Raw genomic sequence first — 22,770 nt, 5'->3', positions numbered from 1 at the left:
ATCAGACCTCGCCGACCGGGAACGGAATTGTGCCCGGAACACGTGCCTTGTTGAACTCGCGCAGGCGGGCAAAGACATCTACGCCCAGTTGGCGGTAGGCGTCCAGCAGATCGACCATCACCCAGTTTTCGCGGATCAGGCCATCCTCGAGCCGCCAGAAATCAAGGCTGCGCATGGTGATACGTTTGCCGGACGGCGCAATTCCCATCCAGCCATCATGCGTGACGGTCTGGATCATGTCCGGCCAACCGGTCACGGCGGCATAATCACCATCGCCAAAGAAGTGGTAGGTGATTTCATCGACGTATTTGCCGCGGTCGGGCATACCGTTCAGAAAGGGGATCTGGTGCCAGTTGCGGAAACCCGCGATGCCGCGCCCGGTTCCAATCCCGGCGGGGCCGTACCAGTTCATGCGCGGATGCCAGAACTTCTCCATCTCCATCACTTCGGGTCCACCCTGGCTGGGATGTTTCTTCAGATGGTCCAACATGTCGACGATATGGGCGCATGAGGTGTTTGACCTCGCTTCATCCCACGGACCTGGCACCATCCCGTCCAGCGTCGCTGGGCCGGGAATACAGAACTCCAGCCCCAGTGACGGAGCCATCGGCCAGGCCTTGGCCTGCATCATCACTTCAGGGATGTCCCAGAGCGTCTGGATTTCCACAACCTTGTCGCCTTCGAAGCGGTAGAATTCGTGGAACCGCATATGGGTCAGATGCCCCGTCGGCGGGATGTCCAGCCAGGGGGCGACGAAGGTGCCAACGTAGTGGCCGCCACAGCCGACCCAATCATTGCCCTGTTCGGTCCCGCCACCCATGACGATCCAGTCACGCCGCTCCAGATCGGGCATGGATCTCAGCAGCGGCGCGTAGCAAGTGTCATAGAGTTCCTGCGGTCCGGTTAGGTCACCAAACGGGTGCGGCATGTGAACGATGGCATCCGGCGCGATCACCGCACCCAATGCCGCGCGAACGCCGGTTTCATCGAAGTTGAACATGGCCTCGCGCAGAGGCGCGATCAGGGCCTTGTGGGTAGAGTGTTTGTCCATTGCGAAATCTCGCATTGCTTTTACTGCTTACTTCAGAAATTCCGTGACGCCCGGGCCAACCCCGGGCGCTGGTTTGACAGCGATTTCCGCCGCGCCTGTCAGGAGGCCTCGGCCGTCTCGCGATACACAGCACCCTCGCCATATGGCACGTTGATGCCGCCAAAACGGCGGACGCGGATGTTGCACTGTTCGGCGTGGCCGACAAAACCTTCCAGCATGCAAAGCCGCGAACCGTATTCGCCGACCATTGTTGCGGCCTCGTCGGTCAGAACCTTCTGATAGCTGTGGGTTTTCAGGAACTTGCCCACCCAGAGGCCGCCAGTGTAACGCCCGGCTTTCTTGGTCGGCAGCGTGTGGTTGGTGCCGATCACCTTGTCGCCATTGGCCACGTTGGTGCGTGGCCCGAGGAACAGCGCGCCGTAGCAGGTCATGTTTTCCAGGAACCAGTCATCGCGGTCGGTCATGACCTGAACATGCTCGGACGCGATGTCATCAGCGACTTGCAGCATCTCGTCATAGGTATCGCAGACGATGACCTCGCCATATTCCTCCCAACTGACCCTGGCGGTACCGGCGGTGGGCAGGATGCCGAGGATACGGTCGATCTCGCTCAGCGTGTCTTCGGCAAGCTTGCGCGAGTTGGTGACCAGAACGCAGGGGCTGTTATAGCCATGCTCGGCCTGCCCCAGCAGATCGGTGGCGCAAAGCTCGGCATCGGCTGCGGTTTCATCGGCGATGACCATCGTCTCGGTCGGACCCGCGAAAAGATCGATACCGACGCGGCCAAACAGCTGGCGCTTGGCTTCGGCAACAAAGGCATTGCCGGGTCCAACCAGCATGTGAACCGAATCGATGGTTTCGGTACCAATCGCCATGGCGCCAATCGCCTGAATGCCGCCCATGACATAAATCTCATGCGCACCGCCCAGATGCATCGCCGCGATTACGGCCGCGTTCGGCTTACCCTGAAATGGCGGCGTGCAGGCGATGATCCGGGGAACACCCGCAACCTTTGCTGTTGCTACCGACATATGCGCCGAAGCGACCATCGGGAACTTGCCACCGGGCACGTAGCAGCCTACGGACTGCACCGGGATATTCTTGTGCCCCAGGATCACGCCGGGCAGGGTTTCAATCTCGATATCCAGCATCGAGTCGCGCTGCGCCTGTGCGAAATTCATCACCTGCTTCTGGGCGAATTTGATATCGGCCAGTTCACGCTCGGACAAAGACGCAATCAGATCGTCGATCTGTTGCTGGCTCAGGCGAAAGCTTTCGGGCGAGTAGCTGTCGAATTTCTCCGACAACTCGCGAACTGCGGTATCGCCTCGGGTTTCGATGTCCTTCAGCGTTGCCTCGACAACGGCGCGGGTTTTGGCATCGTCGTCGGCCCGGTCAGCCTCGGGTTTGCCGCGTTTCAGGTGTTCAATTGCCATTGTCCTAATCCTCAGTTTTCGGGCCGGGGCGGAACCTTCTCTCCCCGGTCAAATGCTTCCCAGCCTTCGCCTTTGAACAGATCAACGCCCAGCTGCGCGGCAACGTGGGCAAAATCGACATTCACCCAATTGTCGACGATCTTGCCGTCAACGACTTTCCAGAAGTCCATGTAGCGGATCTCGACCCGCTTGCCGGTGGGAGCGATGCCCAGAAACTCGCCCGAATGTGTCGCCTCCTGCCGGCCAAAGGCTGCGGCCCACTCGCCCATGTAGAGGCGCGCTTCGTCGATGCAGGTCTTGTCGGAAAACGCCGCCTGAAACGGGCGCTGCCAGTTTTCCTGAAATTCCTTCAACCCGGTCTTGGTGCCGCAGCCCTGGTTGCCCAGCCAACGGAACCCTTCCGCGAAAAACTCGCCGATATCGTCGATGCGATGGTCGTTCAAACCGTCGACCATCCCCTCGATCACGGCCCGGGTTTGTTCGGTTTTGCTCATGTCCGTGTCTCGTGTCAGCACGGCCTGTTCAGGGCGGGAACCCTTCATGTCTCTATTCCTTATCTGGTTGCCAAGAGGTTTTCTGTGTGGACGGGGAGGGTTAGTCGGCCGTCAGAAAATCCCTTGGCATCCGGTTGAGCGCCGGGTGGCGCGCAATGGCGTTATGTCTTGCAGATGCACTCATCAGCCCTTGACCGCCCCTGCTGTCAGACCGCTGACAATCTGACGCTGGAAGAACAGGATCAGGACGAACAGCGGGGCAGTGGCCGAAACCACGGCGGCGACCGCGTACATGACCTTGCCTTCAACCTGCGTGGTGCCCATGAAGCTGTTGATGGCGGGAATGATGGTCTCGTTCTCTTCACTCAGCAGCATTACGGCCACGGTAAAGTCGTTATAGGCCAGCAGGAAGCTGAACAGGCCTGTGGTGATCACGCCGGGCCACATGACCGGGACAATCACATGCCGGAAGGCCTGAAACCGGGTGCAGCCATCAACCATGGCGCTTTCGTCCATGTCCTTGGGAATGTTCTTGAAGAACGAGTGCAGCATCCACAGGGTAAAGGGCTGGTTGATCGCCACAAGCACGATGATGGTGGTCGGCAGGATGCCCCAGACATTCCACTCGAAGAACCACAGCAGGTAACCCGAGACCAGCGTCATATGCGGCATCGCGCGAAACACCAGCGCTGCCATCAGGATCCAGAACGCATAGCGGAAACCGGATCGCGCCAACGCATATCCCCCCAGCGTTCCGAAGGTCAGCGAGATCAGCACGGTGAAGAAGACCACAATGCCGGTGTTCTTGAAGTTGAACCAGAAATCTTCCAGAACCCACGCCCCGTGATAGCCGGCACCGGTAAAGGCGCTGCCGGTTTGCTCAATCGTGTTGGCACCCGTCAGGGCGTTCATCCAGTTGGCCTTGGACAAGAAGTCGGCCTGTACCTTGAAGCTGCCCCAGAAGGTCCAGAAGAACGGGAAGGCAGCGATCAGCAGCCAGAGGGCCACGAAACCGTAAGAGAACAGCTTTAGCGGGGTCATGCGGGATTGTGCTTTGGTCGCCATGTCGTGTCCTCAGTGAGATTTACGGGTGAAGTCGCGCCAAGTGCGAACAAGCACCGGAGACATCAGGATGACCGCAAGGATGATAGTTATCAGCGAAGTCGCACCTGCTGAGGCATAGAGCGGATTGCCGCTTTCGCGCAGATCATTGTAGATGATCCAGCTGAGCGACTGTGCGTGGGCCTCGGCTTTGAAGCTGACGATCGGCTCAAAAACGCGGAAGTTATCCATGATCAGCATTAGCGTCACAAACGAAACCAGCGGCATCAGGTGTGGAACGATCACATGGATCAAGCGCTGCCACTTCGTCGCGCCATCGATCTGTGCCGCTTCCATCGTATCATCGGGGACGGTTTGCAAACCCGCGTAGAAGGTGATGAAACTGAACGGCAGGGTATGCCACACGCCGTAAACCATCAGCATGGTCCATGTCAGCGCCGTCGACGCCTTCAGGCTGAGTGTCGGATCATTGAATATGCGTTGAATGGTGGCGCCGATTACACCATCACCATCGACCATCCAGAACAGGATCAGCGAGCCGACAAGCGGAGTGACAAGAAACGGCAGAAGCGAAATGAAGATCGCAACCCCTTTGAGCGCGCGGGGCAGGTTATTGACGCCTACGGCAATGGCCAGCCCAAGGGCCAACACCAACGGCGTGACAATAAAGGTATAGGCCAGGGTGAATGTCAGGGCGCTGTAGAACGGCAGGTTATACACCTTAGCCCAAAAATCACCCAGGCTTTCAGAGCTTGCCCACGCTTCTCCGATCTCGGCAAAAGCCAGGTGTGAACGGTTGATGTAAGTGCCCAGACCGTTAAACCGCCCAAGGGGTTGTTCTGCGCGCAGCTTTGCAGTGGCTTCGGTGTCGACCGTGGTGGTCGGGGTACACCCAAATGGTCCGCAGCTTTCAGAAACCAGCAGAACCTGCTCATGCTCGACAAAGAGGGATTGGACGAAAACCGAGACGATCGGCAGAGCGATGAAAAGGATCATCGCGGAAAGCGTGGGCAGAATGAACCAGAAAAAGGTGCGGTGCTTCATGGCGTACGTCCCAGTCTTTAGTCCGGAAAAAGATGAGGGGGGCAGATTGCGCCCCCTCAAGTCGGGGAGTGTTACTTGAGAAAGCCGGCTTCCTTGGCCGACGTCCGGTAGGCGGCTTCGACATCCGCCAACGCCTGTTCAGCGCTTTCGTCACCCTTCAGAAAATCCGCCAGCTCCGCACCAAGTGCCGCATGCAGAAGGCCAATTTGCGGGATCATCGGATAGGGCTTCGCACCACCGCTAACGGTCTCTGCAACCCCTGCTGCAGCCGGTCCGGGCTGGAACCCGTCAAGCAGCCAGACGGCATCATCGTTGTTTGCTGCAACCATTTCCGGGGTCAGCGCGCTGATCAATGCCGCAAAGGATGCCTCGGCCTCTTCGTCCGACACGTTGGATGCGATGGTAATACCGTCCCACCACAGCGTGGCAGATGGAATCGATCCGCCGCCAACGGTTGGTGCAGCCGACAAAACTGTATTCGAGGTCACCTCTTCGGTGGACCCTTCATCGTCCAGAATTGGCGCGCCGCGCGAACCCCACATGACGGCCAGAGCCGCCTGACCGGATTCCCAGAGACCCTGCGTTTCGTTTGACGCGTGGGTCAGGTGGTCGGGATGGGCGTATTCCGCCAGAGCCTTCATGACTTCCAGTGCGGCCACGCCTTTTTCGTTGTTGATCGACGGCTCGGCCGACCCGGGTACAAAGAACTCACCGCCATGACCGAGATAGATCATGTTGAACACCTCGGCCAGGTTCCATCCGGTCTGAAGGTTCATTGCGATCGGATGTTCCATGATACCGGCAGCACGGATTTTCTCAGCGGCTTCAAGAACCTCTTCATAGGTGGCCGGGATGCCGTCGAAACCAGCTTGTTCCAGGATATCCTTGCGCGAGAACAGGTGCTGCGAGTTCGCCATGAAGGCCACAGCCATGACATTGCCATCGATGGTGATCAGCAGGTTCGGCGGGATGCTGTCTTTGTATTTTTCGACCAGATCGTTCAGCGGCCGCACCAGACCGTCGTTCATCAGCTGGGTCAAAGTCGAGTTGGCCAGGATCACCGATGTATATTCCGACGGGTTCGGGGTCAGAGCGGCGTTCATGATCGAGCGCGCTTCGGTGGTGTGGTTGGTGTTGAATTCAGCCGCGGCCCCACCACAATTGGCTTCGGCGGCTCCCGCGACGGCGTGGATTGCCGGAAAGTCACTGGCCAGAATGCGGATCGATTGCCCCTCGGGGCCGCAATTGGCGGCATAAGCTGCCGAGCCCATCAGGCCCACAAAGGCGGTTGCTGTAGCGATTTTTCTTAGGAACATTTCTGTCTCCCTGTTGTTTTGAGAATTTGAGCGCGAGGCCCGTTCGCGCATGAAGTTTTGTTGCCGGGGTTCGCCCCGATCATTGAGCAGGGCCGTGTTCAGATCCGGGCGCCGGTCTTGCCATCAAACAGATGGCAGATTTCGGCCGGAACCGAGATTGAAACCATGTCGTCGATCTCTGCCCGGAAATTCTTGTCTGCCTTCACCGAAATGAGGGCACCGCCAACGCGAACCGAAATCATAGTGGCGTCCCCCAGCAATTCCTGCGTGTAGATCGGGGCGTTGATCTGCCCCTGCCCTTCGGCAGCAAGGCTGGCATCTTCGGCACGGAAGCCCAATGTCAGCGGGCCGTCCGGAGCGTTCAGCCCCGAAATTTCAACGTTTTTGGCCGTGAAGGTGCCGCCCCGTGCCTCGCCTTCCATCAGGTTCATCGCAGGGTTGCCGATGAAGCTGGCGACAAAAGTGTTGGCCGGAGTGTCGTAAATGTCGGTCGGGCTACCAACCTGCTGCACCACGCCCTGTTTCATGACCACAACACGATCGGCCAGCGTCATCGCTTCGATCTGGTCGTGGGTCACATAGATCGTGGTCACCGCCAGTTCGTGGCTGAGGTTCTTGATCTGTGCCCGGGTAGACACGCGCAGCTTGGCGTCAAGGTTGGACAGCGGCTCGTCCATCAGGAATACGTTCGGCTCGCGCACGATGGCGCGGGCAAGCGCGACGCGCTGACGCTGACCACCGGACAATTCCGCAGGCTTGCGATGCAGGAAGTCGTCCAGTTCCACCATTGCCGATGCACGGCGTACTTTTTCGTCATGCGTGGACGGGTCGATTCCGCGGACCTTCAGCGGGAACCGGATGTTCTCGTAGACGTTCATGTTCGGGTACAGTGCATAGGACTGGAACACCATCGCCACGTCACGATCCTTGGGCTCCATGTCGTTCACGCGAGTCCCGTCGATCAGGATGTCACCCTCGCTGGCATCTTCCAGACCGGCGATCATGCGCATGGTTGTCGTCTTGCCGCAGCCTGACGGGCCAAGAAGAACCAGAAACTCCTTGTCGGAAATCGTCAGGTCAAAATTATCAACCCCCACAAAAGAACCCCAACGCTTTCCAACATTGCGAAGTTGAATTTCGGCCATTCTGCCCTCCCAGCTGGACCTAGCGTGCATACGTTTGCAAAAAGCATAGACAGCAAAAGAAACATCTGGCAAGTTTTTTTTGCATGCGCATGCAAAATCGCCCCTTGCCATCCGTGGCATACAGCTCCATCCCAGCGCTTAGAGCACTGAAAGAAATTGAAAATGTCCTACGAAGCCCAAAAAGCCGTCGTCGTCGAGTACTACGAAGCACTCAGCATGAACGGAGAATCGGCCGCCGCTGACGCGATGTCCGAGTTCTGTGCCGAAGACTACTTGTGGCGCGGATTCCATCCGTTTGATGAATTGCGTGGCACCGACGCAGTGGCACAGAGATTCTGGCAACCTCTAAGGCACAGCCTGCGGCATATGCAGCGACGGATGGACGTGTTCATGGCCGGCCGAAACGAGATGGACGGATTTTCCTCGGTTTGGGTTGTTTCCATGGGCCATCTGATGGGGCTGTTCGACAATGCGTGGCTGGGCATCGCCCCCACAGGCAAGATGGCTTTTCTGCGATATTGCGAGTTCAACAAGGTCGAGAACGGCAAGATCACCGAGACGGCGATGTATTTCGATATTCCTCATCTCATGATGCAGGCCGGGTTGCAGCCATTCCCGCCGCAGACCGCAGCTCAGCTTGTCCAGCCGGGGCCGATGACTCACGACGGTCTGATGTTCGGACCCCAACCCGCCGAGGAAGGAGAACGGACCCTGGCGGCCATCAACGCCATGATTTCCGATCTGGGCCAATGGGATAGCGGTCTCAGCCTTGAGGACGAGCTGCGGCGTACATGGTGCGAAGACATGATCTGGTGGGGTCCGTCCGGTATTGGTGCAACCTACACGATCGAGCGCTACGCACAGCAGCATTCAGGCCCCTTCCGCGCAGGCTTCGCGGACCGGTCGAAAACCAAGCACATTTGTCGGATGGCGGAAGGGTGTTATGGCGGGTTTTTCGGATGGCCGAATTTCACGGCCCGTCCCACCGGCGGGTTTATGGGGATGCCTGCCACCGACAAAGCTGCCGAGTTCCGGGTGATCGACATCTATCGCCGCAAGGGGGATAAACTTGCCGAGAACTGGATTTTCATCGACCTTCTGCATTTCTGGAAACAACAGGGTGTCGACATTCTGGGGCGCATGGCAAAGGTGCCGCGAACATGACCGGCTGGATTGACGCGCATCACCACCTTTGGGATCTTACCGCGGTGCATTACCCATGGCTTATGGCGCGCGGGGTGGACAGGTTCTTTGGTGACCCGGCACCCATTCAGCGGGATTACCAGTTGAACGAATTTCGCGCAGACGCTGCAGCCTGCGGCATCCGCGCTTCGGTGCATATCCAGGTGGGGGCCGAGAACGGTCTGGACGAAGCCAGATGGGTTCAATCCGTCGCCGACGCCTCCCCGGACTGGCCGATGGCGCAGGTAGTTTTCTGCGACCTGACGTCGTCCGATCTGTCCGACCGACTTGACACATTTCAGACCCTGCCGACTGTGCGTGGCGTGCGCCAGATCGTCGGTCGCGCGCCCGGAGAGGACGCGCAAACCGGCACCAATGCTTTGCTGGACGATCCACATTTTCTGGCTGGTTTGCAGGAAGCCGGACGACGAAAGCTCAGCTTCGATCTGCAACTTATTCCTGAATTGATGGAGAAGACCGCCCGCGTTCTTGCGCAGGCGCCGGAGACGCCGATTGCGCTCTGCCATGCCGGGTCGCCCCATGACCGCAGCCCAACGGGCCTGAAAGACTGGGCCTTACAATTACGCCGCCTGTCCGACTTGCCACATGTAACCTGCAAGCTGTCCGGTCTGGGCATGTTCGATCACACCTGGACCACCGACAGTATTCGCCCCATCGTGGAAGTCTGTCTTGAACAATTCGGACCGGAGCGGGTCATGTTCGGCTCGAACTTCCCGGTCGACAAACTCTACAGCGATTACGCAACTCTGGTGCAGGCTTACTGTGATCTGATTCCGGCTGAGGTTCAGGCGGCCGTATTCCATGATTCTGCCGCGCGGTTTTATGACCTGAAGGCCCCAGCGGCATGAAATTCACCTTTGAAACTACCGTGAAACCCGAGTGGATCGACTACAACAGCCACATGCGGGATGCCTATTACGGGCTGGTCTTCAGCCTTGCCGTCGATGCAATGCAGGATGAGGTCGGCTTCGATGCCGATTATCGCGCGCGCACCGGATGTACGATCTACCTGCTGGAAGATCACAAGTTTTACCTGCGGGAAGTCAAGGAAGCGGACCGGCTTCGCATTGAAACCCGAGTTTTGGACTGTGATGAAAAACGCTTTCATCTGCACATGCAGATGCTGAACAAAGCTGAGCTATCGGCCGTTTGCGAGTTCATGGAGCTTCACGTCCGGCAACAACCAAGCCCTCATGCTGCACCGATTCCGGCAGACATCCTGCAGCGATTGCAGAAGGCGAAATTGCCAGGTCGGGAAGCGGCAGAGCTTGAGTTCCGTTCACGCCCGATGACAACTGGGCGCATCCCCCGATCAACATGACTGCAACATCAGTAAATCAGCCCACAGAAAACTGAGGATTGGCGAACGACCCCGATCCTAATGAACGAGCACGCATAGTCATATCCGCGGACCTGCGCAAGTCGTCCCGAAGAGAACAGCGGGAAGACGCCGCTCGATTGACAAGACAGGCGCATGGGCCTCATGACAAAGGCATCAGCATATCCACGCAGCCGTGTTCAAAGACGGCTCCGCGAAATCTGACAAAGTGATTTAAGTTGACCGATTTCAAAAAACATCTGTCAGGATAAATCAATATGATCTAAAGCACATCCTAGGTGCACCTTTTTTGGTCCGTCCCAAGGCAAGCATTGGGGGAGAAGGTCAGATAACAAACGCGTCTCATGAACCTGTCACCCCGACGGATGTGATCGTGTGCCCGAACTGTGATGCCGCATTTCGGCTAGTTAAGCCCGAATTCGCCGAGCGTGCCAGATGCGCCAGATGTCACACTGTGCTCATTACTCCGAAGCGGAAGGCCGGTATGCAGATCATTGCCCTGGCTATTTCGGTCGCTGTACTTGTGGTCGCTGCAATGTTCTTTCCGTTTCTCACCGTCAGGGCGGGTGGCGTTCACAACTCGGTGTCGATCATGAGCACCGCGCTGGCGTTCCGGGGCGGCATTTACGGCCCTCTCGTGTTGGCCATGATCCTGCTGATCGTTCTGATCCCGCTGGCCCGCGCAGTCCTCAGCATCTATGTACTTCTGCCGATCGTGCTGGAACGCCCCTTGCTGCCCGGGGCAAAGCCCGCGTTTCGATGGGTCGAAGCGCTGCGCCCCTGGTCCATGGCCGAAATCTTTGTGCTGGGCTGCGCCGTTGCGCTGACCAAAGTTGCTGACGTCGCCGAAATTCAGTTCGGCGCCGCCTTCTGGATGTTCACCGCACTTGTCCTGCTCGTCATCGTGCAGGACAGTCTTCTGTGTAGATGGTCTGTATGGAACTCTCTGATTCATCCCAGAAAATAGTCAGCGCGCGCGAGCTTGGGCTGGTCGCCTGCCGATCCTGCACAAAGGTGCATCGCGTGGGCGAGAGCCGCACCTGTCAAAGATGCGGGCGAAAGCTCCGGTCGCGTGATGAATTGGCGATCCAGCGTGTTTGGGCATGGTGGTTGGTCGGCGTCATGGCGTACATCCCGGCCAATCTGTACCCGATGCTGGAAACACGCACGCTTTTCACCCGGCAAGCAGACACCATCGTGGGTGGGGCCGTGGATCTGATCCATCACGGAGCATTCGGAATTGCGGCCATAATCCTGCTGGCCAGCGTCGCCATTCCGTTGGGCAAGTTTGCCGCTATCGCCCTATTGGCGCTCAGCCTATCCCGCCGGTCTTCACTCTCCATGACGCAGCTCCGACTGGTGCACGAGGTCGTGGAATATGTGGGGCGCTGGTCGATGATCGACATTTTTGTAGTTGCAATCCTGTCCTCTCTGGTTCAGCTCAGCAGCCTGGCATCGATCAGACCCGGCACCGCCAGTCTCTTTTTTGCACTCTCGGTGATATTCACCATGGTCTCCGCCCAAAACTTTGATTCAAGGTTGATCTGGGATTCACGCCAACGTCAGGAAGCCAAATGAACGATGTTCCCGATGTACCGATCGAACGGCAACCGCGCCGGATATGGGACCGTGTATCGCTGATATGGGTCATCCCGATTGCGGCGGTTGCGGTCGCGCTGGCGGTTGCCTGGCAGTCTCTTTCCAGTCAGGGCCGGGTAATTCATGTCACATTCGAGGACGGCGCGGGCCTTGTCGCAAACTCGACCGAGCTGCGCTTTCGCGATGTGGCTGTCGGGTTGGTCGAAAAGGTCGGCCTGACCGAAGGGCTTAAGGCCGTCGAGGCACAAATCCGTCTGAGCAAAGAGATTTCGCCATATGTCGATGCTTCTGCCCAGTTCTGGGTGGTTCGGCCTGAACTCACCACCCAAGGCGTGTCTGGACTCGAAACGGTTCTAAGCGGCGTCTACATCGAAGGCAGCTGGGATGCGAATCCGGGCGAACCGACCAAACTCTTCAAAGGCAGACCGCAGCCGCCATTGTTCCGGGCAGACAAGCCCGGATTGCAGCTGACCTTGCGCAGCTCGGCCCGTGGCCAGTTGACGGATGATGCGCCCATTCTTTTTCGTGGCATCGAGGTTGGGCGGGTCGGCAAAGCCTCGATCGATCCGCGCGGAAACTTTGCCGTGGCCGAGGCGATCATCTACAATCCGCACCAACGTCTCATCAATGACACGACGCGGTTTTGGGATACGTCCGGCTTCAGCATTTCCGTCGGCGCCGCCGGGGCATCTGTTGATTTCACTTCCATAGCCAGTCTCGTGGCAGGAGGCATCACCTTCGACACGTTCGTGTCAGGAGGCTCGGCCGTATCTGACGGTACGTTGTTCCAGGTCTATGAAGACTCCGAAGCCGCACGGGACAGCATCTTCAACCAGTCCCAGGTCGATGAACTGTTTGTCAGTGTGATCTTTGACGACAACATCTCAGGCCTCAGTGTGGACGCCCCCGTTGAACTGGCGGGTCTGAGGATTGGAACGGTGAACAGCGTCATCGGTCTTATTGATGAGGAGGCCTTCGGGGACAACCGGGTGCGCCTGAATGCGGTCCTGGCCATACAACCGACGCGTCTTGGCTTGCCAGATGAAGTTTCACCCGCTGCCGCGCTTGAGTTTCTGAAAACACGGGCCGACGAGGGGATGCGCGCGCAACTGGCTTCTGCCAGCCTGCTTTCCGGTGGCTTGAAGGTGCAATTTGTCGACAACACCGATGATGATCCGTTCGACTGGAATGAAACCGCCGAAGGGATAACAATCCTACCTACCACCCAGAGCGAAATCCAGTCGGGGGAAGCCTCGGTCGAGCGTGTTCTGACGCGTATCCAGGCCCTTCCGGTCGAAGAGTTGATGTCCAGTGCCGTCGCGTTTCTTGACACTGCCCGCGCTTTTGTGGCCAGCGACGCGATCCGGGAAACGCCCGAAGACCTGCGTAAGCTGCTGGCGGCGGCCACGGCGGTGGTTGAATCTGACGACGTTCGCTCGGTCGCGGGGAATATCAACAAACTGCTGGATCAGGTCGATGCAATGTTGACCGAACTCAGGACCGAGCAGGTCACACAGCGCCTGCTCGGCGCCGTGGATGCGGCGACAAACGCCATGGAATCCGTGGACACATCCATTGCCGGCCTTCCAGAGCTGTTGTCGAGCCTGAACACTCTGGCTTCAAGGGCCAGTGCTTTGCCCCTGGACCAGTTGGTCACCGAACTGACCGGGATTGTCGCAACATTGGATGAGCTCATTCAAACCGAAGGCGTTCAGGACCTGCCTGTGCAACTGAATGCGACACTGGCCGAAGTAAACGCCGCTTTGGTCGATTTGCGCGAGGGTGGCGCGGTCGACAACGTAAACGCAACCCTGGCCTCGGCGCGCAATGCCGCCGACGCGATTGCCAGCTCGACCAGCGAACTGCCCGCTCTGGCCGAGAGAGCCAGCAGACTGATGGACGAGGCATCAGCCACCATCAGTGGATTCAACAAGGGTGAAGCACTCAGCCGCGATGCACGAGCGGCGCTGCGCGACATTCAGCAGGCGGCCAATGCCCTTGCGGCGCTGCTTCGAACGCTGGAACGCGATCCTAGCATATTGATCAAGGGACGATAGACATGCCGCTACAAAAATTCCTCACGTGCCTGAGCCTGGTGCTGTTGGCGGGCTGCGGCGGGCTGAACGACCGGGTTTCAGTCAATGAACCAACTTTGGAAGGCCGTGTCAGAATAGGCGTTTCATCGCTTGAGATCAAAGAGCCATCGCTGCCCGGTTACGCCGTGGCGGACGAGATTTCGATCGAGGTCGAAGGCGGTCTGCTGGTTACCGAAGGGTCGGTTCTCTGGGCGGACAAACCACCACGCGCGATTGCGCTGGAACTGACCCGTCATCTTACTGGCCTGACCAGAACTCGGATTGCATCCTCACCGTGGCCATTCGAGGAACCGCCTGCAGGAATTCTGGACCTGCGGTTTGAATCCTTCGTGGCACGGGCCGACGGCACCTTTTTTGTCTCAGGGCAGTATTTCCTGGGTCGGCTCGACGGGGGGCGAGAACGTTCGGGGCTGTTTGAGTTGGTTGAGCCAATCGGCGAACCGCTGAACAGCACCAACATCGCCAAGGCCCGGGGACGAGCCGTCGCAAACCTTGCCCGGTTCCTGGCAAGCAATGCACTGAAATAGTCCTTTGGCCGGGCTGTTGCCCATGGGACAAAGGGAACGCGCAAAGGGGTGAAGGCAGGTCAGATACGGGCGTTTTGAGGGCTTCATTCCAGCGCACCGCGCTCCAAACGAGCGCAAACCAGGCCTGCCCCGATCACTGCTGCCCAGGCATGCGTTTTCAAAGGGCGTTCACGCCTGCGGATTCAGGCGGCGATGGATTTCATTGCGCCCAGGAACTGGGCGACTTCGGCAACGCTGTTGTAATGGCACATTGACACGCGCACACAGCTGTCCATGCCAAGCGGCGTCAGGATATTGCCAGAGTAGTGATCTGCCTTGCGCAGATGCGTTCGGATACCCTGCTCGTTCAGCATTCGCACCACATCGACTGAAGGCACACCCTCGACCCGCAGCGACACCAGACCTTCGCGCGCCGGGTTGTCGATGCCGCCCAGAATGGTCACCTTCTCCATCTCGGCCAGACCCGGCAGGTTGCCGGTGCCGTGGATCATCGCATCCGTCAGCGCCTTTTCTTGCGCGTGGATCGCCTCGCCCGCCGCAACGAACTTGGCCCGCCGGTCGGTGGCGTCGCTGACCTGCTCGCCCAGCCACTCGAAATAGCTGACCACGTCGGACATGGTGGCGTAAGATCCGGTGTCGCGGGTCCCCATCTCCCAGTTGTCGGCAGGGCCATCCAGCAGGCTGTTATGCGGCAGCGCCGTCAGCCGGTCCGAGATCCAGGCAACCCCATAGCCATGGCGCGAAAACACCTTGTAGGGCGAAATCACATAGCCATCCACACCATAGGCCGTCAGGTCGATCCGACCATGCGCGGCGTGCTGGATGCCGTCGACGATGATGTAGCATTCGGGCGCAACCGCCCGGATGGCTGCGGCCACGGCCGCCACGTCGACACCCATGCCGGTGACGGGTGAAGTATGTACGATGGTTGCAACCTTGGTGTCGGGTGTGACTTTTGCGGCATAAGCCTCGGCAGTCACGGTACCAGTGGCATTGTCATGCGCGACCAGTACATGGTTCTGCCCGGCGATACGCGCCCAGCGGTCACAGGCGCTGCGGGTGGCCGGGTGTTCCAAGGTCGTCCCCAGAACCTGACCCGCGCCGGTGCCCAGACAGGCGTTCATGATCAGGCGGAACAGCAATTCGGTGCCACTTTCGCCCACAAAGAACTGCCCGCCCGGCGCATTCATGAACACGGCCATATCTTCCTTGGCCGTGTTAATCACGCGCACCAGCTCATGGCTGCCCGGGTTGTCACGCCCCTGATTGTCGGGAATGGCCGCATAGTCCTGCGAGGTTTTCACCACTGAGTTCAACGTCAGCGCGCCGCCAGCGTTTTCGAAGAAAATCCGGGGTCCCTGTTGCGGGCAATGGTCGATCTGGGCAAAGCGATCGCGGATCTGCTCAAGCAGCGGTGTGTTGATCTCGGGCATGGGGACTCATTCGTGTAAATACTTCTGTCTGACATATATTGTTCGCGGGCCCAGTTTTCTCACAAAAAATGAATGGGCAATGCCTTTGCATTTTTCATGCTTTATCGGACGATCAGGTATCAGCAGCCCCGACCAACGAATACGGTGCCTGACTTTGGTAAGCTGGCACCCGAATTCCCGTGATCCTCCCTTTATTTCGATGCTGTCCCTCTCAAGGGCTTCCAAGCGACTGCGCCAACTTCACAGCCCCCAGATAGGCCGATCGACGCCAATCGGGCGGGGGGTTCAGCGGCGACAAGGCATCGGCCGTAAGATAAAGGTCGACGACTCCGTGCGCCACTGTCTGGACATCCTCCGGGTCCGCCGACGGATACTCTTTCTGGACAATTTGGCGGGCAAGCGCGTAGAACTCAGCCATAACACCCGTCAGAATTTGTCTGAGGTCCGGGTACTGTTCCACGACCATAACCAAAGCCTGATAAGCGTTGTTCAGACGTGTATCAGTTTCGCTGTCCTCGCTGAACAGGGCGTCCACAAAGTTCATTAGCCCCGGATAATCCTGCAAAGCTGTTCGCAAATTCTCCAAAGAGATGCGCTGTTCTTCCACAACATGCAGGGCCAAGGCGCGTACCATCTCATCCCTGTTTCCAAGATGGTGCCTTATCAACGGCCGCTTAAGTCCGGATTCCTCCGCAATTCTCTCAAGCGTTGCACCCTCAACCCCGAAACGGGCCACCAGCGTCATGAACGCATCCAGCACTTCGGCTTTACGCTGTTTCTGAACCGAGGGACGCCCCATTGGTATTTCTCCGTCTCTTCAATTTCGAACCGGGCGGATCCGTCCAAACAGACCGTCAACTATTCTGAACTGCCCAGTGTCTGGCATACCGGAACTATGCTTTTTCCAGCTATTTTTCATCAAGCGCAAAGCTGGCGTATGTGCATTTTGCCGCCCGCCTTTAGGCATTTGCAAACCCCGCAGATACCCGAGGGAAGTGAGTAGCGCCCTGACCCGCTGATTGGCAGCCCAACCCCGGGGCAAAGCGGCGTCACCACACCGAAATGCCCCGGTTCGAGACAACCATAACCTACCGGCAGGATGATCAGAACCAACCCGTCAAATACTGATCCGGCCAGTAAAAGAACGCCAGATCCACCGGAATACCCGGGCTGATCAGTGAGTACTCGAATACAGGGTCATCGTAGAGATCATTCAACCCGGAAACCGCATAGCCCTCCGTTGGCGTCCAACTCTCATCGAGACCCATCTGATAGTCACTGTCTTCGTCATGAAAAGCCACCACGCTGTAGTAGTTGTCATTCAGGTCCGGGAAATCGACGCGCTGCGGTTCCGTGCTGGCGGGAAGCGTGACGTAGCCAGCCGCCGTGTTGAAATCAAATGCGTCAAAAGAAGCCGCGTTGTCAAAGGCCATGACAACAAACTGGCCTCTGTCGTTACGAGCACTGTGCAGGTTAATCACCAACCCATTGTCCGAAGACGCACCGGTCGAGGATGCCGATGTCCGGGGGATGTCCGTACCAAATCCCGAGGCCATCCAGGCTCCGCCGACGAACAGGGCCGTTGTGACCAGCGCCGCGACTATTCGCTGTGAATTTGAAGGCATGGCTTTATCCCTGTTTATGGTTTGCGGAAGCGTTGGCGCCTTGTTTTTGGGGTCGCCAGCCGGGCGGACCGAACAGAACCCCCAGCTTGTTTCGGAACCCCGGCATTCGCCAGGCGTCGCCAAAGGCACGGGCAAAGCCATGAAAAAAGGCTACAAACGGATTGACCGAATTGATCGGCGTAACCAGACCGTAAGTGACCTCTTCTTTTTCTTCTTCGAACGTGCCGAACATGCGGTCCCAGATGATGAAGATTCCGGCGTAATTCTTGTCCAGATACTTGCGGTTGGACCCGTGATGCACACGGTGATGCGACGGCGTGTTCATTATGTATTCAATGGGTTTCCAAAGCTTGCCGATAACTTCGGTGTGCAAAGCGGTCTGGTAGAGTTGCACCAGCAATTCCGCAACCAGGACAACAAATGGATTGAAGCCCAAAAGCACCAGGGGAATATGAAAGAACAAGGGCCAAAACCCATCCAGCGGACCATGCCGGTAGGCTACCGAAATGTTAAAGAAGGGTGAGCTGTGGTGCACCGAATGTGTGGCCCACAAGATGTTTATCCGATGCAGGATACGATGCTCCCAATAATAGGCCAGATCTGCGAGGATCAGCACAATCAGGAACGAAGCCCATGTGGTGGGGATGTCAAAGAACGCATATTGCGACGCCCAGACATAGGCTCCGACGTAGAAGCCCGCCATCAAAACAAAGGTGATCGCAAGGAAGAAGCCAAGCGTGATGAAGTTGGTGACGGTATCGCCAACCATCTCGAAGGTCAGCTTTTTGCCAATCGCGTAACGCGCAAGTTCAAACACCAGAAAACCGATCGCAAAGACGAAAAACCAGTCGTCGATCATCGTCTCCCAATAGCTGATCTGGAAGTCGCTGACATACGTGTTGAGGAAGTCCATTTAGGTAGATCCTGTTAAATTGTCTTTTTTGACAATTAAAGAGTTTTAGCCCCGTGTCAAGTGGCCCTCACGCCAACGCTCGACCTTGATGCCGACACAGCCCTATCCATTGCGCTGTCTTGCGATCATGCTCGACATCGGTAATTCCTGAAAGAAACCGTTCGTCAAAACAGACACCTACCCATTACAAGTTTAGCAAATGCCCAAAGCTGGCCCGCAATCAAAAGTCCGAATTGGAATGTCAACGCTTCTGGCGCTGGCCATAGGCGGGTTGGTGGCGCTTTCGGTCAGTACGGTGCTTCTGGTATCAACCTACGCCAATGTTCAAAACACGACTGAATTGTGGAACACCTCAGCGTCGATGATCGTCGAGTCAATTGAGGACAGGGTCGTTAGCCTGACGACCCCTATCGAGGAATTGGCGAACTCTCTTCAGAAAGATGCAAGTTCGGGCGACGTCGAATTGTCCAACACTGACTTTCTGAAGGCATATTTCAAGGGCGTCGCAGCCTCCGCCCCCTATCTGACGGACCTTGCCGTTGTTTACCCGGACGGCAGCCTTTTTGTGACCAGTCAAATCGCCGATTCAGACGGAATTTCCTTTTTCACCATCACAGAGCCCCCGGTGGATGGGCGATTGCGGTATCTTGAAGATATCAAAAATTATGAGAACCTGTTCTGGAACGAACCGTTTTTTGAAGAAGGCAGGACGCATATTTCGGCCACCGTACCGGCCTATCGGGACGATGTGTTCCTGGGTGCCATATTTGTGTCTTCAACCGTGCATCATTTCTCGGACATCATCGATGAGTTGGGCAGCAAATTCGGCGCGACCGGTTTCATTCTCTATGGCGACAACCGCGTCCTGGCACATCCGAAGCTGCTGAACCTGTCCGGAAGTTCCTTAAGTCCGGACACGCCTTTGCATTCAATCGCTGCGCTCGATGACGCGGTGATCTCGCAAGTGCTAAAACAAGACCCCGAGTTTCAGGGGGGCGACAGCTCTTTTGACGGCTACGTAGTGGAGAACGCAACCGGTGAGTACTTGGTTCTGACCAGTACTTTGGATGAGTACGGTTTGGAACCATGGGTCATTGGCCAGTACTCCCCGCTAAGCGATTGGAGCAGTCAATGGAAGCGCCTCAGCTACACTGCCTTTGTCAGCATTGGGTTCCTAATAGCGTCAATGATTGCGGCGATTGTGCTGGCCAGAAAGCTTTCGGCCCCAATCAAAAAATCAACCGAAGAAGCCATCAAGATCAGCGAACTCAATCTGGATCAGATCGACTATCTTCCCCCCTCTCGCGTTGAGGAGGTAAACCTGCAGGCCGTGGCATTCAACAAGATGCTCGATGGGCTGCGCTGGTTTGAAACCTATCTGCCCCGCACTCTGGTGCGGCAATTGTTGAATTCCGGAGACCCTGATGTTGTCAGGCCTCGCGAGGTCGAGCTGACTGTCATGTTCGCCGATATTGTGGGCTTTACGGCTGCGTCAGAAACGATGACACCGCAGGCCACGGCCGACATGTTGAACAGCCATTTCGCGATTTTGAACCGTTGCATCCAGGCCGAGGGTGGAACGCTCGACAAGTATATCGGCGACGCCGTGATGGCGTTTTGGGGCGCTCCTCAGGAACAAGTCGACCACGCCGAGCGGGCCTGCCGTGCAGCGGTGGCCATCAAGCACGCCCTGGCTGAGGCGAAAGTTGGCTATGGACTGAAGATTGCGATTCACACCGGTCCGCTCATCGTCGGGAACATCGGAGCGGTCGAGCGGATGAATTACACCGTGATCGGAGATACGGTTAACACCTGCGCGAGGATTGAGACTTTGGCCGGTGATCTTGCCACAGAAGAGCCAACCAACATCCTGGTCAGCGACGCAACTGCGCGACGTCTCAGCGCGTCGTTCCAGCTGGAACATGTCGGCGATTTCCATGTGAAAGGCCGGTCGAAACAGGTGACCGTCTACCGGGTCAAAACTGAATAGATGATGGGATCAGTGGTACTGTATTGGAACTGCCCGCCCTGTCCGATCTGTCAAGTTTCAGACCGGATCCCGTGGGTAAATGACCTGCAGGCTGTCCGTGTGAAATTGACCAATGCTCTTTTTCCATCTCCGGCCCGGCCACAGCAGTTCGGCTGTCAGATCGTGGGGATGGTAGGCTGCGGTGTAAAGGGTTCCGAACCCCTGATCGAAAGCCAGCGAATACAGCGGCGGCTTCAGAAAAGACCCGACAAAAACCTCTTTCGTCTCTGGGTGCAAAGTCAGGCGATGCAGCAGGAAACGCTCACGCTCGACAGTGGCGGTAAGGCGTGCATGGCTTTTCCATTCCACGCGCTCCTGATGGTTGGTGGAAACAGCAGCATGGGTGAAAAGCGTCGGCCGGTCCGGTGCAAGAAACGCCGTAAAGAACTGCCGGTCCCGGTTCAGGACCGTAACGTTGTAGCTCATGTGGCACGGGACCCGTAGCAGAACCTCTTTCGCCTCTTCCAGCGTCGAACATGTCTGCAACAGGTATCGCAGGATCAGGGGAACCCCAAAGCCTTCGCCGACCGCGCGGCGGCCACCGAATGTCAGGGAAACGGTTAGCCCTGCATCATTCATGCCATCCAGCAATCCAAACAAGCCATCCGAGGTGCCCATGACCTGACGCCCGTTCCATCCGGTCTTCAGGAATATTCCATCAAAGGCCGACGGGTTGTAGTCGTAGTTCCGCACCATCAACGGTTCTGGCCCCTGCCAAATCGCCTGGCTGCACCCCGCCAGATAGCGCGGCGGGCAAAAGAAGCTCAGGAACCGCGCCTCCAGATCGCCGGCGCCAAAGGCGGCGCACAGCATATCATACGGCTCGAGCATTTCCGGCATATATGTTTTCAGCGCATGACGGCACTCGGAATATGTCGGGCGTGATGACAACCCTTCGCTTGCCCACCATTTAAGGTAGGCATTTCGATATTCGGAGAAAATCCCGGACAGTTTCTGTCCGGGTTTCTTTTCTTCTACGGCGCGAAAGGTTAGTTTCATGCACTCTACATAATCTTAAACGCCGGATCCTCAAATGCCTGAGCCGATGGCAGCGGACGTGCCGAGAACGCGTTCTTGATGCCATTGATCCAATGCTTCGACTTTGCCGTAAGCTGAAAACCCTTGGTCATCGACCGGCCGCGTGTGACCAGGATGCCCAGATCGGCCCCTTCGTACCGGTAGTCGCCAACATTCGATATCCGCAAAAAGAACGCTTCGTCTTCGCTTTCCACCGCGCGCCGGTGATAGTCGAACCGGTCGAACACCACCCGCCCGTCCGGCAACATCTTGTAGATCCCGGATTCCGGGGCATTGGTGATGATATCGACCGTGTCCTCGGTGTGCTTGATCACCATTTGCGACCAGGAATCGATCATGTCGGGATCGGCCCAGCGTGCGTTCAGTTCCTCGACACCCAGGTTGAACGGCTTTTTCGAGAACTCCAGCAGGTGAAACAGGAACAGCGGCGCATCTGCATGCGCAAAAGCCGCGTGGTTGGTCATCGAGGACGCGCCCGTGATCCGGGGGTTGAGTTCGCCCAACCAGATGTCGCCGGTCTTTTTGTCGATCAGGAAATCCAGTTCGAAATAGCCGCGATATCCTTCCTTGCGAAGTTGTTCGCCAAATTTGAACGTCAGTTCCCGCGCTTTCTCGCGCGTCTTCGGCGGGAACGCGGTCGAGAAAATCTCGTTTCCGCACCAGCCTCCGCGATAGGGCGTCAATTCCTTGAACCCGACTAGTTCCGTCATCAGTGGGCCGACAATCGTGCCTTCCGACGTGGCGCAGGCTTCGATCGCCGAACCCCGGCAATCGATGCGTTTCATGATTTTGATTTCGCCCTGGCCCACGATCTCATGTTCGTGTTTGCGGAAATCGGCCTCGGACTTGATGAAAAAGGTGGTGTGGCCCGAGTCTCCAAACGCACTTTGCAGGACAAGATCGTCGCCAAGCCCTGCCTTCTTGCAGACCTTTTTCAACTGGTCATAGCTATCGACCTTGGACAGCGTGTTGGGAACCGACGGGACACCCGCCTTGTTGCCGACCCGGACAGTTTCGATCTTGTTGTCCATCTTGGTACGCAGCTTCGCCTTGGGGAACCAGACCTCGCCGCCCAGTTCCTTGACCAGTTTTTCCGTCTTTTCGTCGAACATCAGGAAAACGAATTTCGGCTTGCCGCCGCGCGCCTTGACGTAATCGACAACTTCCTTGTGCTGAAGCAGATAGTTGTTGATGTCTTCGATTGACTGAAACTCGTCATGGGGAAGTTCGGAAGGAACCAGAACGTTGGGATGGCGTCCGTCAAAGCAATCCATGTAGCAGATGTACTTGAAATTCTTGACCCATTCATCCAGACCGAGCAGGTTGAAATTGGTCGCCGAGACAAAGTAGATCGGGTCCGAATTCGTGTGAAAGTAACGGCGGATTTCCGAAATGTTCTTGAGTACCTTCTTGGGCATTT

The 22,770-nt window shown here is 57.3% G+C and carries 21 protein-coding genes; 8 read left to right on the top strand and 13 right to left on the bottom strand.

Features of this window, described 5'->3' with window-relative positions:
* Window position 1 precedes the first annotated feature (1 nt).
* The 7 genes from ACR0MI_RS20650 to ACR0MI_RS20620 all read right to left on the bottom strand — a co-directional run bounded on the left by ACR0MI_RS20650 (window position 2) and on the right by ACR0MI_RS20620 (window position 7,548).
* Window positions 2-1,051, bottom strand: coding sequence for an ester cyclase (locus tag ACR0MI_RS20650; protein WP_170816009.1), 1,050 nt, complete (start codon window positions 1,049-1,051; stop codon window positions 2-4).
* A gap of 98 nt (window positions 1,052-1,149) precedes the next feature.
* Window positions 1,150-2,487: a histidinol dehydrogenase gene (gene hisD / locus ACR0MI_RS20645; protein ID WP_170611507.1), complete on the bottom strand. Its 1,338-nt coding sequence runs from the start codon at window positions 2,485-2,487 to the stop codon at window positions 1,150-1,152.
* Between the two features lie 11 nt (window positions 2,488-2,498).
* Window positions 2,499-3,029 (bottom strand): ester cyclase, encoded by a 531-nt coding sequence (locus tag ACR0MI_RS20640; RefSeq protein ID WP_170611508.1) that lies wholly within the window; start codon window positions 3,027-3,029, stop codon window positions 2,499-2,501.
* A gap of 135 nt (window positions 3,030-3,164) precedes the next feature.
* Window positions 3,165-4,046 (bottom strand): carbohydrate ABC transporter permease, encoded by an 882-nt coding sequence (locus ACR0MI_RS20635; RefSeq protein ID WP_170463829.1) that lies wholly within the window; start codon window positions 4,044-4,046, stop codon window positions 3,165-3,167.
* Window positions 4,047-4,055: 9 nt separating this feature from the next.
* Complete coding sequence (locus tag ACR0MI_RS20630) at window positions 4,056-5,087, bottom strand: carbohydrate ABC transporter permease (RefSeq protein WP_170611510.1); 1,032 nt, start codon at window positions 5,085-5,087, stop codon at window positions 4,056-4,058.
* A gap of 71 nt (window positions 5,088-5,158) precedes the next feature.
* Complete coding sequence (locus ACR0MI_RS20625) at window positions 5,159-6,403, bottom strand: extracellular solute-binding protein (RefSeq protein WP_170463833.1); 1,245 nt, start codon at window positions 6,401-6,403, stop codon at window positions 5,159-5,161.
* Between the two features lie 98 nt (window positions 6,404-6,501).
* Window positions 6,502-7,548, bottom strand: coding sequence for an ABC transporter ATP-binding protein (locus ACR0MI_RS20620; RefSeq protein ID WP_170611512.1), 1,047 nt, complete (start codon window positions 7,546-7,548; stop codon window positions 6,502-6,504).
* Window positions 7,549-7,710: 162 nt separating this feature from the next.
* Here ACR0MI_RS20620 and ACR0MI_RS20615 point away from each other — a divergent pair, with 162 nt between their 5' ends.
* The 7 genes from ACR0MI_RS20615 (at window position 7,711) to ACR0MI_RS20585 (ending at window position 14,312) form a co-directional block, all read left to right on the top strand.
* Complete coding sequence (locus tag ACR0MI_RS20615) at window positions 7,711-8,712, top strand: ester cyclase (protein ID WP_170817121.1); 1,002 nt, start codon at window positions 7,711-7,713, stop codon at window positions 8,710-8,712.
* Window positions 8,709-9,599, top strand: coding sequence for an amidohydrolase family protein (locus ACR0MI_RS20610; protein WP_170817120.1), 891 nt, complete (start codon window positions 8,709-8,711; stop codon window positions 9,597-9,599). The genes ACR0MI_RS20615 and ACR0MI_RS20610 overlap by 4 nt, the downstream gene beginning before the upstream one ends.
* Complete coding sequence (locus ACR0MI_RS20605) at window positions 9,596-10,072, top strand: thioesterase family protein (protein WP_170611517.1); 477 nt, start codon at window positions 9,596-9,598, stop codon at window positions 10,070-10,072. The genes ACR0MI_RS20610 and ACR0MI_RS20605 overlap by 4 nt, the downstream gene beginning before the upstream one ends.
* A 502-nt stretch (window positions 10,073-10,574) precedes the next feature.
* Window positions 10,575-11,057, top strand: coding sequence for a paraquat-inducible protein A (locus ACR0MI_RS20600; RefSeq protein WP_480492140.1), 483 nt, complete (start codon window positions 10,575-10,577; stop codon window positions 11,055-11,057).
* The gene (locus ACR0MI_RS20595) at window positions 11,018-11,668 is read left to right on the top strand and encodes a paraquat-inducible protein A (protein ID WP_170817119.1); all 651 of its coding nucleotides are present in this window, start codon (window positions 11,018-11,020) and stop codon (window positions 11,666-11,668) included. Before ACR0MI_RS20600 ends, ACR0MI_RS20595 begins: the two co-directional genes overlap by 40 nt.
* The gene (locus ACR0MI_RS20590) at window positions 11,665-13,746 is read left to right on the top strand and encodes an MlaD family protein (protein ID WP_170611521.1); all 2,082 of its coding nucleotides are present in this window, start codon (window positions 11,665-11,667) and stop codon (window positions 13,744-13,746) included. Before ACR0MI_RS20595 ends, ACR0MI_RS20590 begins: the two co-directional genes overlap by 4 nt.
* Before the next feature lie 2 nt (window positions 13,747-13,748).
* A complete protein-coding gene (locus ACR0MI_RS20585; RefSeq protein WP_170611523.1) occupies window positions 13,749-14,312 on the top strand; it encodes an ABC-type transport auxiliary lipoprotein family protein in 564 nt (187 codons plus the stop codon).
* A gap of 182 nt (window positions 14,313-14,494) precedes the next feature.
* Here ACR0MI_RS20585 and ACR0MI_RS20580 read toward each other — a convergent pair whose 3' ends face one another.
* The 4 genes from ACR0MI_RS20580 to ACR0MI_RS20565 all read right to left on the bottom strand — a co-directional run bounded on the left by ACR0MI_RS20580 (window position 14,495) and on the right by ACR0MI_RS20565 (window position 18,283).
* Window positions 14,495-15,745 (bottom strand): aminotransferase class V-fold PLP-dependent enzyme, encoded by a 1,251-nt coding sequence (locus ACR0MI_RS20580; RefSeq protein ID WP_170611525.1) that lies wholly within the window; start codon window positions 15,743-15,745, stop codon window positions 14,495-14,497.
* A 211-nt stretch (window positions 15,746-15,956) separates the two neighbouring features.
* Window positions 15,957-16,544, bottom strand: a complete 588-nt coding sequence (locus tag ACR0MI_RS20575; protein WP_170611527.1) for a TetR/AcrR family transcriptional regulator — start codon at window positions 16,542-16,544, stop codon at window positions 15,957-15,959.
* Window positions 16,545-16,848: 304 nt separating this feature from the next.
* Entirely contained in the window at window positions 16,849-17,370 is a 522-nt protein-coding gene (locus ACR0MI_RS20570) for a DUF2141 domain-containing protein (RefSeq protein WP_170619649.1), read from the bottom strand.
* Window positions 17,371-17,374: 4 nt separating this feature from the next.
* Window positions 17,375-18,283, bottom strand: coding sequence for a sterol desaturase family protein (locus ACR0MI_RS20565; RefSeq protein WP_170611531.1), 909 nt, complete (start codon window positions 18,281-18,283; stop codon window positions 17,375-17,377).
* A gap of 238 nt (window positions 18,284-18,521) precedes the next feature.
* Here ACR0MI_RS20565 and ACR0MI_RS20560 point away from each other — a divergent pair, with 238 nt between their 5' ends.
* Window positions 18,522-20,273, top strand: a complete 1,752-nt coding sequence (locus tag ACR0MI_RS20560) for an adenylate/guanylate cyclase domain-containing protein (protein WP_170611533.1) — start codon at window positions 18,522-18,524, stop codon at window positions 20,271-20,273.
* Between the two features lie 57 nt (window positions 20,274-20,330).
* Here the strand turns inward: ACR0MI_RS20560 and ACR0MI_RS20555 are convergent, their stop codons facing one another.
* Both ACR0MI_RS20555 and ACR0MI_RS20550 read right to left on the bottom strand, forming a co-directional pair.
* Window positions 20,331-21,311 (bottom strand): C45 family autoproteolytic acyltransferase/hydrolase, encoded by a 981-nt coding sequence (locus tag ACR0MI_RS20555; RefSeq protein ID WP_170611535.1) that lies wholly within the window; start codon window positions 21,309-21,311, stop codon window positions 20,331-20,333.
* Between the two features lie 5 nt (window positions 21,312-21,316).
* Window positions 21,317-22,768: a biotin carboxylase gene (locus tag ACR0MI_RS20550; protein ID WP_170611537.1), complete on the bottom strand. Its 1,452-nt coding sequence runs from the start codon at window positions 22,766-22,768 to the stop codon at window positions 21,317-21,319.
* Window positions 22,769-22,770 lie beyond the last annotated feature (2 nt).

The organism is Ruegeria sp. D4, from assembly GCF_056534475.1.
The sequence above is the reverse complement of the archived record's forward strand: the minus strand, read 5'-3'. Positions and strand labels throughout refer to the sequence as shown.